We start from the raw sequence: 14083 nt of genomic DNA, 5'->3' as shown, positions 1-14083 counted from the left end.
GCTAGTATTTATTGGTGGATATCACCTAACGAATAATGCCACGCTCTGATGACTTAACAAAATCGACCATCATTTGCACTGCTGGGTATCTGGCAGCATCTTCACTTAGTGCCTCAAGCGCCTCATCAATGCCTAAGCTTTTACGGTAAAGTGTTTTATAAGCTCGACGTGTCGCCATTACTTCGTCACTTTCAAAACCGCGACGCTTCATGCCTTCAGTATTAATTGCTACTGGCCCTGCTGGTGTGCCAATAGTCGTAACAAATGGTGGAACGTCTTTATTCACGCCTGAATACATGCCGACAAAAGCATGCGCGCCTACCTTACAGAACTGGTGAATACCTGAATTACCCGCAAGAATAACCCAATCACCAATATGTACGTGGCCTGCAACCGATGCATTATTAGCAAATATTACGTTATCGCCAATCACTGCATCATGAGCAACATGGGTATAAGCCATAAACAAGTTATTGCTACCAATTTTAGTCACGCCTTGATCTTGAATCGTTCCGCGGTGAATAGTTGCACATTCACGAATAACGTTGTTATCACCAATAATCAGCGTTGTGGGCTCATTAGCATATTTTTTATCTTGGCACTGTTCACCTACAGAGGCAAACTGAAAAATATGGTTACCTGAGCCAATGGTAGAGGGCCCTTTAACAACCACATGTGATTCAATAATACAATTATCACCAATCACTACATCATTACCAATATAGCTGTATGGACCCACTGACACATTTTTGCCAAGTGTAGCCCCAGATTCGATTATCGCCGTAGGATGGATCACTGTTAAAACTCTCTTCTTGCACACATGATTTCGGCACTGCACACTAGCTTGCCATCAACTTTCGCTTCTGCTGCAAACTTCCAAATGTTGCGGCGCTCCTTTAAAAATTCAACGTGTAAATGCATGGTATCACCTGGCACTACCGGCTGCTTAAAGCGGGCATTGTCTACTGCGGCAAACAGATATAATTCATTTTCGCTGCGATTTTCTACCGTTTTAAATCCTAGTAAACCCGTAGCTTGCGCAAGAGCTTCTAAAATTAATACACCTGGAAAAATAGGCTGATTTGGAAAATGCCCGGTAAAAATAGGTTCATTAAACGATACATTTTTAATCGCATGCAAAGATTTACCCGGTGTAAAATCAATAACACGATCAACAAGTAGCATCGGATAACGATGCGGTAGTAAGCTTAAAATCTCTTGTATATCTAGGCTATTTAATTCGTTTGCCAAAATAGCATCCTTTTTAGTGTTCAATAGTTATGACTTCGTTAATAACTCAAGTGCTTTAATACGCTCTTTCATATCGCCGAGGTTACGTATATGAGCAATACTGCGACGCCACTCTTTATTACTCAAATGCGGTAAGCCTGAAGAATAGACCCCAGGTTCAGTAATTGCTTTAGTAACCATGCTCATACCTGTAATTATAACACCATCACATATATTCATGTGACCATTTATACCTACAAGACCAGCGATCTGACAATTCCTACCTATCACCGTACTACCTGCAACAACAGTGCAGCCAGCAATAGCTGTTCCTGAACCAATTTCAACGTTATGGGCGATTTGGCATTGGTTATCAATAATGACGTTATCATGCAAAATAGTGTCATCCAGCGCACCACGATCAATCGTAGTACCGGCACCAATTTCTACTTTATTACCAATAATAACCCGGCCTAACTGAGGAATTTTAATCCATTGACCTTGCTCATTAGCATAACCAAAGCCATCACTGCCAATTACAGCACCTGATTGAAACAAACAATCAGCGCCAATTTCAACATCGTGATAGACGCTAACATTAGCCCATAGCTTAGTGCCCTTGCCTAGTTTAGCATTAGCACCGATAAAACAACCTGCACCAATCTGCACATCATCAGCAATCTCTGCGCCGGCTTCAATAACGGCACCTGCAGCGATCCCGACATTATTACCGATATTAGCTGAATCGTGAATGACTGCCCGGGCATGAATACCTGCTTGCGCCGCTCGCGGTGTGGTATCCATAAATTGAGCAAGTTTTGCATAACTAACATAAGGGTTCGCAACAATGATTTTGTTACCATCAAAGTACTCAGCATCTGCAGGTGAAAGTATCACTGCTGTTGCTTTTGTATCTAAAAGTTGTGGTCGGTATTTCTTGTTGGCTAGAAATGCAATATGCCCAGAATGGGCATTTGCAAGGGTGGCTATTTTGCCAATTTCTAAAGCGCCGTCACCATGAAGCTCGGCGCCTAGAAGTTCCGCAATCTGCGAAAGCGTATAATTTTGCATATTGATTCTATAGTTTGCTTACTTTATCAACAACTTTACTTGATAAGTCAGTTACTTCTTTAGGGTTAAAGTAAATTGTAGCATCTTTTACTTTAACTTCATCAAAGTCACCTGATTTACCAACTTCTTCAATCGCTTTGATAATTAAGCCTTGCACTTTAGCAAGTTCTTGGTTTTGACGTGCTTTGATTTCTTGCTCTAAAGGACGACCTTTTTCAGCAAGATTTTTTTGCATATCTTGAATTTTGTCACGTAACACATCTTTTTGTGCTTGGCTTAAAGTTGTGCTTTCACGTTTGAACTTCTCAGCTTCAAAACGAATATCGCCCTGTAATTTTTCAAGCTCTTGACGACGCTCAGCAAACTCACTTTGTAGTGACTGTTCAATTTTAGCCATTTGCGGGATTTCTTTGTAGATAGCTTGCATATCTACAATGCCTACTTTATGAGCAAATGCGTTAACTGAAGTACCCATCATTAGGGTAGCTAAAATAGCGATAGCTGTTGATTTAAATGATTTTTTCATAAAAACTCCTTTAGAATGTATTACTAATATTAAAGCTGATGGTCTTCGTATCGTCATCTTCTTCTTGTTGCAATGGATACGCAAAACTAATCAACATAGGACCCATTGGAGAGATCCATTGTAAAGATAAGCCGGTTGAAACCCTAAAACGTAAAGGATCAGAGTAATCCTCAAGTTTAGCGCGCTCATCCGGTGCTAAATTTTGATAACGATCGACGTTGAACTCAGTATCCCACACGTTTGCCGCGTCAACGAAGAAACTAGTACGAACTGAACTGGTGTTTTCTTCATCCAAGAATGGTGTTGGTACAATTAACTCCATACCTGCCACGGCTTTGGTGTTACCACCAATTCGACCTTGTGGAATAAGCACGTCAAACTGCTCTGCGCCGCCTATACTGCCAGTTGTTGTGCCGTCTCGCAATGGTCCACCAGGGATAGTTTGTGGTACGCGAGAAATAGCTTGCGGTAAGATTGTATTTCTGTCAAAGCCACGTAATTCCATCTCGGTAATACGGAAAAACTCTTGGAACGGTAATGTTTGATCGTACCCATTGGTGCTGCCATAACCATTACCATAACCCAATGCCGCACGCGTTGAGAATACCCAGCGGTGGTCGTTACTAATTGGCCAGTAAAAACGCGAGTCATAATTTAACTTAAAGTAAGTTAAGTCAGAATTTGGCGTAGTTCCGGTTAAATTAAGTGTTTGACGTGAACCGGCCGTTGGGAATAGGCCTCGGTTTACTGTTACACGTGACCAACCAACGCTTAACTCGTACTTAGTAAAGTCAAAGCCTGCATCTGGGTTTTCCGGGTCGCGGAACGTTTCACGTATTACGCGAGTTTGTTCATACTCAGCAATATCGGAAAGCTCTTCTTGGATCCAACGCACACCAAAGTTAACTCGGTTAACGGCGTCAATTGGAAAGCCTATATTCGTACCAATACCATAACTTTTTGATTTATAGTCAACTAGACTGAATTTACTTGCATCATAGTTGCTATAGAAAATGCTACTACCTTGCGATACACCATCCGGCGTAAAGTATGGGTCAGTATAAGATAAGCTTACACGCTCAGAACCACGGGAAGTATTAATGTTAAAGCCAATTTGGTTACCTGTGCCTAAAAAGTTAGACTCAGTCACACCAATATTAAATTGCAGACCTAAGTACGAGCCATAAGCAAGACCAGCATTAAAGCTACCTGCTGATTGCTCTTTAACATTAAAATCGACATCGACTTGATCATCAACACCCGGTACAGGCACCACATTAAAATCAACAGTTTCCATATACGGTAAACGTTGAATTTGCAATTTAGAACGTTCAAGATTCTGATTAGAAAGCCACGCACCTTCAAGCTGGGTCATTTCGCGACGTAGTACTTCATCGGAGGTGTTTTGATTACCACCAACAATAATACGACGTACATAAACACGCTTACCTGGATCAACTGACAGAGTTAATTGCACTTCTTTATTTTCATCGTCAATTTCAGGAATAGTACGTACCTCAGCATTGGCATAACCAAAGCGAGCTAAATAGCTTTTAATAAATTCTTCTGAAGAGGTCACCACAGAGCCGTTGTACAGCTCGCCTGCGCGAAGTGGAATTACACTTTTAATAAGCTCTTCACGGCCAAGCAAATCACCAATAAAGTCAAAACCTTTAACTTTATATTTAACCCCTTCTGTAACGTTAGCTGTTACATAAACAGATTCACGTTCAGGACTTACTGATACTTGCGTTGAGTCTATATTAAAACGAAGGTAACCACGGTCTAGGTAATAACTGCGAATTTTTTCAAGATCGCCTTCAACAGTTTGCTTTTGATAGCGGTCGCTACCCATAAACTGCCACCAGGGTAAATCTTGCTGTGACTCAGCCAGCGCTAGTAAATCCTCATCAGAGAATAACTCATTCCCCACTAAGTTAATTTGACGAATTGAAGCGGCATCGCCTTCATCAAATTCAAGTTTTAACTTAACACGGTTACGCGGCAATTTTGTGATGCTAACATCAATTTTTGCGTTGTATTTACCAATACTGTGAAAGAACTCAATTAAGCCCTTTTCAATATTATCTAGAACTGTTTTGTCTAGTGGCTCACCTTGGCGAATGTCTTGCTGCTCTAAAGACTGATTTAACTGCTCATCTTTAATATCTTTATTGCCGTCAAACTCAATTAAGCTGATCGTTGGGCGTTCTGTTACTTTAAAAATAACATTATTACCATCACGTAGCGCTTCAATATTGTCGAAGTGACCTGAACGATACAATGACTTAATTGTTGTTGAAATTGTATAGTCATCAACATTATCGCCAACATTGATAGGTATATGTGTTAACGCTGCACCGAGTGCGACACGTTGTAACCCTTCAACTCTTAAATCTTCAACAATAAAGGAAGTTTGGCCTAGGGCTGCAAAACTTGCACCTAATAAACTTGTCACTGCCAAATGTTTTTTTATAGCCATTTTATTATCTTTATCCTTTACAACTGTATTACCGCGCAACACCATGACATTTACATTTTAGTGGTGTTTTACAATCGTGTTCTAATTCGAGACTGTTCGGTTCTTTTATAATCGTGTTACATCATTGAACAAAGCGAAACATGTTAAAAATATGAGTAACAACGCACCCACCTTAAAACCAAACTCTTGCGTCTTATCAGAGACTGGTTTTTTACGGAAAAGTTCAATTATGTAATACATTAAGTGCCCACCATCAAGTACTGGCAAGGGTAATAAATTAAATACACCCAAATTAACACTTATTAACGCTAAAAAGCTTAAAAACGCGACTAATCCGTAGCTTACGCTAGTTCCAGCCCCGACTGCAATGCCTACTGGCCCACTTAAGTTTTTTACGGATACTTGACCAGTAATTAAATTACCAATCATATCAAAACTCAAAGTGATCAAACGCCACGTTTCTTGTGTGCCAAGCACCATACTATCGAGTGGCCCATAATGTCTAGTTTCAACATAACCTTCAGGCCAAGGCTCAACATAAGGGGCAACCCCTAGAAATCCTTTGCTAATGCCCTGTGCATCCGCTTTACCTTGCGGTGTAACAGTTAGCGACTCTACTCTATCTTGTCTTTTTACACTAAACTGTAAGCTTTTGTTAGCGGAACCCTCAATAACATTAACTAATTGCTGCCAACTGCTTATTGTTTGTTCGTTTACGGCAATTATTTCATCATCTACTTGTAAATTAGCCAATGCAGCTGCAGAGCCTGGAGTAATTGCAGCCAGCTTTAAACTCGCCTGTGGTCGAAAAGGAATAATACCTAATGAAGCCAGTGGAGGTACATCGCGTTGGTCTAATTTCCAGCCTGCTAAATTAAGTGTTTTAACTTGAGATTGATAGTTTTCATCACGTACGATGACATCAATACTTTGCTCACCAAGACCAGCCATTAATGAAAAAGTCACATCTTGCCATGTCGCAAGCTCATCATCGCCAATTTTTATAATCTGCTGGCTTGGCATAATACCTGCTTGCTCTGCTCGGCTATTTGATTCAACGCTACCCACCACAGGTTTTATTGATTGCACACCAATCATATACATTGCGCCTAAAGCAACAATTGCAAAGAGGAAGTTTGCCATAGGCCCTGCGGCTACAATCGCGATTCGTGCTTGTACTGATTTTGCATTAAATGATAAATGTTTTTCGTGATCGGCCACGTCATCAACACGTTCATCAAGCATTTTAACGTAGCCACCTAATGGAATCGCTGCAATAACATATTCAGTTTCGTGTTTGTCATACCATTTAAGTAACGGCTTACCAAAACCTATCGAAAAGCGCAGAACCTTAACCCCTGCTCTTCTAGCGACCCAAAAATGGCCGTATTCGTGCACCGTGACTAAAATGCCCAGCGCTAAAATAAATGAACCTAAGTTCCAAAAAAATTCAAGCATTAACGTTTCACCTTTGAGATCAACTGAACAGCTTTTGTACGTGCAAGTTGATCGCACGCTAAAATTTCATCGAGGCTGTGCACGTTAACATCCTTTGTCAGTTCAAGCGTTTGTGCATTAATACGATAAATATCAGTAAAACTAATTTGTTTATTTAAAAAAGCGGCAACGGCCATTTCATTTGCAGCATTAACGGTTGTCGTTGCGCCTTGCCCTATCTCACAAGCTGTAATAGCTAATTTGAGGTTAGGGTAACGAGCGTAATCCGGTTTGGTAAACGTGAAATCTGCAATTTGTTCAAAATTCAATGGCTTAACACCTGCATTAATGCGTTCAGGGTAAGCTAATGCGTGGGCGATTGGTGTGCGCATATCTGGATTTCCCATTTGGGCAAGAACAGACCCATCTTGATATTGCACCATAGAGTGGATAATGCTTTGCGGATGTATGACTACTTCAATATCCGAAGCCTCGCAATTGAATAGCCATTTAGCTTCAATAAATTCGAGGCCTTTGTTCATCATGGTTGCAGAATCAACTGAAATTTTATGCCCCATTGACCAGTTTGGGTGTGCAACGGCCTCATCAATGGTTACCTGTGACAAAGTGCCTACGTCACGATTAAGAAATGGCCCGCCAGAGCCTGTTAATAATATTTTACTAACGCCATGCTCTTTAAGCTGCCCTTGCGTGCCTTGAAGCCCAGTAGGCATACATTGAAAAATCGCATTATGTTCACTATCTATAGGTAGCAAAGTAGCTTTGTGCTGCTTAACTTTATTTATAAACAGCTGACCAGACATTACTAGCGACTCTTTATTCGCTAGTAGTATTTTTTTGCCCGCCTCAACTGCGCTAAGCGTAGGTATAAGCCCCGCAGCACCGACTATAGAAGACATCACTGTATCTACATCAGGGTGCGCTGCCAATTCGCTCATGGCTTTTGTACCACTTTGTACTTGAGTTTTACACCGTGTATTTGCAAGTAAATCACGTAGCTTATTTGCGCCGTGCTGCTCAACCATTACCGCATATTGAGGGTTATGTGCTAAACAAAGTTCAGCCATTTTATCGGCATTATGTCCTGCGGTTAACGCAAATACACTGAACTGAGCTTTATTGCGTGAAATAACATCTAGCGTATTCAAGCCTATAGAGCCTGTAGCTCCTAAAACAACCAGTTTTTGCTGGTAAATCATAAACTTAAAGTCCAGGCATAACACAGTACAAAAATAGGAGCAGCAGCAGTTAGACTATCAATGCGATCTAAAATGCCACCGTGGCCTGGCAAGCACGAGCCGCTGTCTTTTAAGCCAGCTTCGCGCTTAAACATGCTTTCGAGCAAATCACCAATGGCTGAGAAAAGCGCAATAAAGGCCGTCATAACAGCATAAACCGGCCATACAGCTGTACCTACATCTGTAAAGTGGCAAAAGGTCAGCACAAAAATTACTGCCGCTGCAACGCCCCCCGCTAAGCCTTCAATAGTTTTATTAGGGCTTACTTTTGGCATTAATTTATGTTTGCCAAAGTTTTTACCCGTGAAATAAGCCCCAATATCAGCGCTCCAAACAATGCCTAGAACCACTAAAATAAGCATCGAGCCAAAATGTGTAGATTCGACATAACCTGCACTACGTAGAGTATTTAACGCAAGCCAAAGCGGAATTAAAGTAAGCAGCCCTGCAATACCGCGCATCAAAAAACCTTCGTTCCATGCTTTGGCCATAGCCGGATAGCGCCATACTAAGTAAGTCGCGACTAACCACCATGCAAATGACAAGGTAAATAGATAGTTGGCGTCGCCAATAAGCTTCCCATCAATCCATAAAGATTCTATTGGCCAATGTAAATTTAACATCGTCAATAAGATGGCAATAAGCGACACGAAGGTGATCCGCTTTAATTTATCGCATAGCCCCATAAACGCAGACCATTCCCAAGCACCTAGCAGTACAATACCACCAGCTATATAGCTAAACAAAGTTAGCGGAGTATAAAAAACTAAAACTAATGCCAATGGAGCAAGCACGAGCGAAGTTAAAATTCGTTGTTTAAGCAAAGTGTAACCCTTTATAAATATTTAGGTTTCGGCGAGTAATTGTTTTATTTGTTCGCCAGTACAACCAAATCGTCGCTCTCTGGCGACGTAACATGCAATCGCTTCTGCGAATGCCGCTTCGTTAAAGTCAGGCCAAAGCGTATCAGTAAAGTACAGCTCTGCATATGCTGCTTGCCAAAGTAAAAAGTTACTTATGCGAACATCACCGCCTGTGCGGATAAGTAAGTCAAGCTCTACTTGATCATTCATCGCAATACAGTCACCTAGGTGATCCTGCGTTATATCATCGGGTGATAGTTGCCCTTGAGCTACTTGCTGCGCTAGTTGCTTCGTGGCTTGAGTAATGTCCCAACGCCCACCATAATTAGCTGCAACATTTAATCGTAACCCCGTGTTATCACGAGTGAGCGCATGCGCCGCATCAACCTTGTCACGTAAAGCATCAGAAAAGCGTGACAAATCACCAATTATAGTCAGTTTTACATTGTTTTTATGCAGCTTTTTGACTTCCTTGCTCAGCACAAATAAAAACAATTCCATTAAGGTATTCACTTCGTCTTCGGGGCGACGCCAATTTTCGCTACTAAATGCAAAGAGGGTTAACGATTGCACACCTAATTTAGTACAAAACTGCACTGATTGGCGCACGGCATCAACGCCTTTTTTATGTCCATAAACACGCGGGCGGTTTTTTGCTTGCGCCCACCGACCATTACCATCCATGATTATCGCGACATGCTTGGGTAAACATCGCTGGGGAATTTTATCAGCGTTAAGAACCATAAATATTGATTATTCCATAAAAAAACGCCGCCTAGTATACCCTAGACGGCGTTTCAAAACTAATATTTTTAACCTGAAATAGGGATAATAAATCTATTTCAGACAGGTATATTTAGCGCTACCGCACTGAGTTTACTTACAATAGCCCTGCTATTGACGCATAAATCCAGCTCTAGAAAAAAGGGTTATTTATATACCCCGATCACTAGGTTAGTAAATATCTAAGCCTAAACTATTTTGCTACTTATATTTCCATCAACTCAGCTTCTTTCGCTGTTAGTTGAGCATCCATTTCTTTAACAAACTTGTCTGTTAATTTTTGAATTTCATCTTCAGCTTGATGTGCCTCATCTTCTGAAACATCTTTATCTTTAAGTAAGTTCTTGATATCACTATTGGCATCACGGCGAATATTACGTACCGCTACACGGCCGCCTTCCACTTCACCACGCACAATTTTAATTAAGTCTTTACGACGCTCTTCTGTAAGCGCAGGTAATGGTACACGAATAACCGTACCTGCTGACATTGGGTTTAAGCCCAAGTCAGATGCCATAATCGCTTTTTCTACCGCTTGTGCTAGTGATTTATCAAACACACTGATAGCTAACGTGCGTGAATCTTCAATACTTACATTAGCAACTTGGTTAAGTGGTGTATCAGCACCATAGTACGACACCATAATGCCATCTAACAATGCTGGGTGGGCACGACCAGTACGAATTTTAGATAATTGACTGCCAAGTGCCGTTACACTTTTCTGCATACGATCTGCAGCATCTTCTTTAATATCGTTAATCACGGTTCAATCCTAATCTATTTGATAACTTCATCGGAGGCTTGTGAAGAAATAAGGGTTCCTTCTTCTTCACCCATAATAACACGCTTAAGCGCGCCTGATTTATTCATATTGAATACGCTCAGCGGCATTTTGTGATCGCGAGCTAGCGTAAATGCGGCTAAATCCATCACTTTTAATTCTTTTTCAATAATCTCATTGTAGCTTAAATGGCTATACAGTGCTGCTTCAGGGTTTTTCACTGGGTCATCGCTGTAAACACCATCTACTTTAGTAGCTTTAATTACCGTATCGGCTTCAATTTCAATACCACGTAAACAGGCTGCTGAATCAGTAGTAAAAAATGGGTTACCCGTACCAGCTGCAAAAATAACTACGCGACCAGATTTTAATAAGCTAATTGCTTCAGCCCAATTGTAAGCGTCACATACACCATTTAGTGGAATAGCTGACATTAAGCGGCAATTTACAAATGCACGGTGTAACGCATCACGCATTGCAAGGCCGTTCATTACGGTTGCGAGCATTCCCATGTGATCACCGACTACGCGGTTCATACCTGCTTCTGCCAGTGAACCACCCCGTAAAAAGTTACCACCACCGATAACCAAACCCACTTCTACGTCGAGTTCTACCAGTTCTTTAATTTCTTGAGCCATACGGTCAAGCACTTTAGGATCGATGCCGAAGCCTTCGTCTCCCATTAATGCCTCACCACTTAATTTAAGAAGAACGCGTCTAAAAATAGGTTTACGATTGATAGTCATAGTATTTGGGCCAGCCTTAATAATGAGATAAAAAATAACCGCGTTTATGGTTATACATAAAACGCGGTTATTTTAAAGAATTTTCAGCACTGACGCAAAAGCTAATAACAGATTAATTTCATCTATTTATCTTTTCATCGGCTGAGCAAGAGAATTACTGGCCTTTAGCCGCTGCAATTTGTGCAGCAACTTCAGCAGCAAAGTCTTCTTCTTTCTTCTCGATACCTGCACCAACTTCCATACGTACGAAGCTAGTAACTGTTGCGCTTTTCTCTTTAAGAACTTCGCCAACAGATTTTTTAGGTTCCATGATGAAAGCTTGACCAGTAAGAGAAACCTCACCAGTAAACTTCTTCATACGACCAACAACCATCTTTTCAGCGATTTCAGCAGGCTTGCCTTCGTTCATCGCGATGTCGATTTGAACTTGCTTTTCTTTTTCAACAACGTCAGCAGGAACATCTTCAGGTGTTAGGTATTCTGGGTTTGAAGCAGCAACGTGCATTGCAACGTGCTTAAGTGTCTCTTCATCAGCAACACCTGTAACAACAACACCAATACGCTCACCGTGACGGTACTCTACTAGTTGCTCACCAGTGATGTACTGAAGACGACGTACGTTGATGTTTTCACCAATTTTAGTTACTAGCTCAACACGGTCTTCTTCAAACTTAGCTTGTAGTTCTTCAATAGCCACTGTGTCTGCAATTGCAGCGTCAGCTACTTTATTAGCGAATGCTAAGAAGCTTTCGTCTTTAGCAACGAAGTCAGTTTGACAGTTAACTTCAACTAGTACTGCAGCATTACCACTTTTCTTGATAATGATAGTACCTTCAGCAGCGATGTTACCTGCTTTTTTAGCCGCTTTAGCAGCGCCACTTTTACGCATGTTTTCAATCGCTAACTCGATGTCGCCATCAGTTTCAGTTAACGCTTTTTTACAATCCATCATGCCAGCGCCTGTGCGCTCACGTAATTCTTTAACTAGGGCAGTAGTTACAGCCATTAGTAAATCCTCAAATCTGAAAGTCAGTTTTAGATAAGCGGGTTAACCGCTCTATAAGAATAGCAAGTCTTCATCTTCGTTAAGATGAAGACTTGATGACAGCTAATTACTCAGCTTCTACGAAATCATCTTTTTCAGCTTGAGCAACAATGTTGTTCTCACGGCCTTCAGTGATCGCAGTTGCAACAGCGCTAGTGTAAAGGTTGATTGCACGGATAGCATCATCGTTACCAGGGACAACGTAATCAACGCCGTCTGGGTTAGAGTTAGTATCAACGATTGCAACAACTGGAATGCCTAGGTTGTTAGCTTCACGGATTGCGATGTGCTCGTGGTCTGCATCGATAACGAAAAGTGCGTCAGGAAGACCACCCATGTTTTTGATACCACCAAGGCTCTTTTCAAGCTTGTCCATTTCACGAGTAAGCATTAACGCTTCTTTTTTCGTTAACTTTTCAAAAGTACCGTCTTGACTCTTCGCTTCTAAATCTTTTAGACGCTTGATAGATTGACGTACTGTTTTCCAGTTAGTCAACATACCACCTAACCAACGGTGGTTAACGAAGAATTGGTCACTTTCGATAGCCGATTCTTTTACTGCGTCGCTTGCTGCACGTTTAGTACCAACGAAAAGAACTTTACCTTTGTTTGCTGCTGCATTAGTTAAAAACTTAAGTGCATCGTTGAACATTGGTACAGTTTGCTCAAGGTTGATGATATGTACACGATTCCGTGTGCCAAAAATGAAAGGCTTCATCTTTGGGTTCCAGTAACGTGCTTGGTGACCGAAGTGAACACCAGCTTGAAGCATATCGCGCATTGAAACGTTTGCCATTTTATAAATCCTCTATGTAGTTTAGGGTTAGGCCTCCACATATCCCATAGCACTAACACCGAAGTTAAATGAAACTTCAAATGCACCCAAGTGTATGTGACGATACGTGTGTGTGTTAAAATAAAATTGTGTTTGCCTTAAATACAAAAAATCATTTAAGAATTTATTTGTAAAAAGACGGCGCGCTTTATACCATATTAAAAACCATTATTCAACGTCGCGACTAAAAATTGTGCGGCGATAAATACACTAAAACTTAATTCTGGAGCCTCAATGAGTGCTGTAATCAAGACCCCTGATGAAATCGAAAAAATGCGTGTTGCCGGGCGCTTAGCGGCCGATGTACTCGAGATGATAGAGCCGCATGTGGTGCCTGGTATCACCACTGATGAGCTAAATACAATTTGTCATAATTATATTGTCGATGAGCAGCAAGCTATTCCTGCACCACTTAACTATCACGGTTTTCCAAAATCAGTCTGCACCTCAGTTAATTATGTAATTTGCCATGGTATTCCGAACGACAAGCCACTTAAAGATGGCGACAGCGTAAATATTGACGTTACCGTTATCAAAGATGGCTACCACGGCGACACCTCTAAAATGTTTCACGTTGGTACCCCTAGTATCCAAGGCAAGCGTCTTGCTCAAGTCACTCAAGAGAGCCTTTACTTAGGGATTAAGATGGTCAAGCCTGGTGTGCGCTTAGGTGATATTGGTGAAGCAATTCAAAAATATGCTGAGAGCTTTAACTACTCAATTGTACGTGAATATTGCGGCCACGGTATCGGTAGTGAATTCCACGAAGACCCACAAATTATGCATTACGGAAAAGCTGGTACGGGTGAAGCCTTAAAAGCAGGTATGTGTATAACGATTGAACCTATGGTCAATGCGGGTAAACGCCAATGTAAGGTGCTAAAAGACGACTGGACAGTGGTAACTAAAGACCGTTCTTTATCTGCCCAATGGGAACACACCTTGCTTGTTACTGAAAATGGAGTTGAAATTTTAACGCTTCGATCGGATGATACGATAGACAGGATCATCGAACACTAGGAACG

At 41.3% G+C, this 14083-nt stretch carries 14 protein-coding genes; 1 reads left to right on the top strand and 13 read right to left on the bottom strand.

Features of this window, described 5'->3' with window-relative positions:
- Positions 1 to 25: 25 nt before the first annotated feature.
- The 13 genes from lpxA to rpsB form a co-directional block, all read right to left on the bottom strand.
- Positions 26 to 796, bottom strand: a complete 771-nt coding sequence (gene lpxA, locus ACT3S9_RS05230; RefSeq protein WP_441834453.1) for an acyl-ACP--UDP-N-acetylglucosamine O-acyltransferase — start codon at positions 794 to 796, stop codon at positions 26 to 28.
- A gap of 2 nt (positions 797 to 798) precedes the next feature.
- Complete coding sequence (gene fabZ / locus ACT3S9_RS05225; RefSeq protein ID WP_441834454.1) at positions 799 to 1251, bottom strand: 3-hydroxyacyl-ACP dehydratase FabZ; 453 nt, start codon at positions 1249 to 1251, stop codon at positions 799 to 801.
- Between the two features lie 27 nt (positions 1252 to 1278).
- Positions 1279 to 2301 carry a UDP-3-O-(3-hydroxymyristoyl)glucosamine N-acyltransferase gene (gene lpxD, locus ACT3S9_RS05220; protein ID WP_441834455.1) on the bottom strand — a complete coding sequence of 341 codons (1023 nt, stop codon included), beginning with the start codon at positions 2299 to 2301 and terminating at the stop codon, positions 1279 to 1281.
- Between the two features lie 7 nt (positions 2302 to 2308).
- Positions 2309 to 2827 carry an OmpH family outer membrane protein gene (locus ACT3S9_RS05215; RefSeq protein ID WP_441834456.1) on the bottom strand — a complete coding sequence of 173 codons (519 nt, stop codon included), beginning with the start codon at positions 2825 to 2827 and terminating at the stop codon, positions 2309 to 2311.
- 10 nt (positions 2828 to 2837) lie between these two features.
- The gene (gene bamA / locus ACT3S9_RS05210; protein ID WP_441834457.1) at positions 2838 to 5309 is read right to left on the bottom strand and encodes an outer membrane protein assembly factor BamA; all 2472 of its coding nucleotides are present in this window, start codon (positions 5307 to 5309) and stop codon (positions 2838 to 2840) included.
- A 105-nt stretch (positions 5310 to 5414) separates the two neighbouring features.
- Entirely contained in the window at positions 5415 to 6767 is a 1353-nt protein-coding gene (gene rseP / locus ACT3S9_RS05205; protein ID WP_441834458.1) for a sigma E protease regulator RseP, read from the bottom strand.
- The gene (gene ispC, locus ACT3S9_RS05200) at positions 6767 to 7966 is read right to left on the bottom strand and encodes a 1-deoxy-D-xylulose-5-phosphate reductoisomerase (RefSeq protein WP_441834459.1); all 1200 of its coding nucleotides are present in this window, start codon (positions 7964 to 7966) and stop codon (positions 6767 to 6769) included. Before ispC ends, rseP begins: the two co-directional genes overlap by 1 nt.
- Positions 7963 to 8829: a phosphatidate cytidylyltransferase gene (locus ACT3S9_RS05195; RefSeq protein WP_441834460.1), complete on the bottom strand. Its 867-nt coding sequence runs from the start codon at positions 8827 to 8829 to the stop codon at positions 7963 to 7965. Before ACT3S9_RS05195 ends, ispC begins: the two co-directional genes overlap by 4 nt.
- Positions 8830 to 8850: 21 nt before the next feature.
- On the bottom strand, positions 8851 to 9612 hold the full coding sequence (locus ACT3S9_RS05190) for an isoprenyl transferase (protein ID WP_441834461.1): 762 nt from the start codon (positions 9610 to 9612) through the stop codon (positions 8851 to 8853).
- Positions 9613 to 9856: 244 nt separating this feature from the next.
- Positions 9857 to 10378: a ribosome recycling factor gene (gene frr, locus ACT3S9_RS05185; RefSeq protein ID WP_441834473.1), complete on the bottom strand. Its 522-nt coding sequence runs from the start codon at positions 10376 to 10378 to the stop codon at positions 9857 to 9859.
- A 50-nt stretch (positions 10379 to 10428) separates the two neighbouring features.
- The gene (gene pyrH, locus ACT3S9_RS05180) at positions 10429 to 11178 is read right to left on the bottom strand and encodes a UMP kinase (protein ID WP_441834462.1); all 750 of its coding nucleotides are present in this window, start codon (positions 11176 to 11178) and stop codon (positions 10429 to 10431) included.
- 154 nt (positions 11179 to 11332) lie between these two features.
- Positions 11333 to 12184: a translation elongation factor Ts gene (gene tsf / locus ACT3S9_RS05175; RefSeq protein WP_441992755.1), complete on the bottom strand. Its 852-nt coding sequence runs from the start codon at positions 12182 to 12184 to the stop codon at positions 11333 to 11335.
- A gap of 106 nt (positions 12185 to 12290) precedes the next feature.
- The gene (rpsB, locus tag ACT3S9_RS05170; RefSeq protein ID WP_441833699.1) at positions 12291 to 13019 is read right to left on the bottom strand and encodes a 30S ribosomal protein S2; all 729 of its coding nucleotides are present in this window, start codon (positions 13017 to 13019) and stop codon (positions 12291 to 12293) included.
- A gap of 273 nt (positions 13020 to 13292) precedes the next feature.
- On the opposite strand from rpsB, the gene map reads away from it, so the two are divergent.
- Positions 13293 to 14078, top strand: coding sequence for a type I methionyl aminopeptidase (map, locus tag ACT3S9_RS05165; protein ID WP_441834464.1), 786 nt, complete (start codon positions 13293 to 13295; stop codon positions 14076 to 14078).
- The last annotated feature ends 5 nt before the right edge of the window (positions 14079 to 14083 follow it).

Origin of the sequence: Pseudoalteromonas sp. AOP31-A2-14, from assembly GCF_052378035.1 — a bacterium.
Classification (GTDB): Bacteria; Pseudomonadota; Gammaproteobacteria; order Enterobacterales; family Alteromonadaceae; genus Pseudoalteromonas.
Note: the sequence above shows the minus strand (reverse complement) of the source record. Positions and strands in the feature narration are given on the sequence as shown.

Excerpts from the sequence above, each read along its gene's own strand:
- rseP (WP_441834458.1), bottom strand. The coding sequence starts at position 6,767 with ATGCTTGAATTTTTTTGGAACTTAGGTTCATTTATTTTAGCGCTGGGC.
- ACT3S9_RS05215 (WP_441834456.1), bottom strand. The coding sequence starts at position 2,827 with ATGAAAAAATCATTTAAATCAACAGCTATCGCTATTTTAGCTACCCTA.
- frr (WP_441834473.1), bottom strand. The coding sequence starts at position 10,378 with ATGCAGAAAAGTGTAACGGCACTTGGCAGTCAATTATCTAAAATTCGT.
- lpxD (WP_441834455.1), bottom strand. The coding sequence starts at position 2,301 with ATGCAAAATTATACGCTTTCGCAGATTGCGGAACTTCTAGGCGCCGAG.
- ACT3S9_RS05190 (WP_441834461.1), bottom strand. The coding sequence starts at position 9,612 with ATGGTTCTTAACGCTGATAAAATTCCCCAGCGATGTTTACCCAAGCAT.
- bamA (WP_441834457.1), bottom strand. The coding sequence starts at position 5,309 with ATGGCTATAAAAAAACATTTGGCAGTGACAAGTTTATTAGGTGCAAGT.
- ispC (WP_441834459.1), bottom strand. The coding sequence starts at position 7,966 with ATGATTTACCAGCAAAAACTGGTTGTTTTAGGAGCTACAGGCTCTATA.
- map (WP_441834464.1), top strand. The coding sequence starts at position 13,293 with ATGAGTGCTGTAATCAAGACCCCTGATGAAATCGAAAAAATGCGTGTT.
- tsf (WP_441992755.1), bottom strand. The coding sequence starts at position 12,184 with ATGGCTGTAACTACTGCCCTAGTTAAAGAATTACGTGAGCGCACAGGC.
- pyrH (WP_441834462.1), bottom strand. The coding sequence starts at position 11,178 with ATGACTATCAATCGTAAACCTATTTTTAGACGCGTTCTTCTTAAATTA.
- rpsB (WP_441833699.1), bottom strand. The coding sequence starts at position 13,019 with ATGGCAAACGTTTCAATGCGCGATATGCTTCAAGCTGGTGTTCACTTC.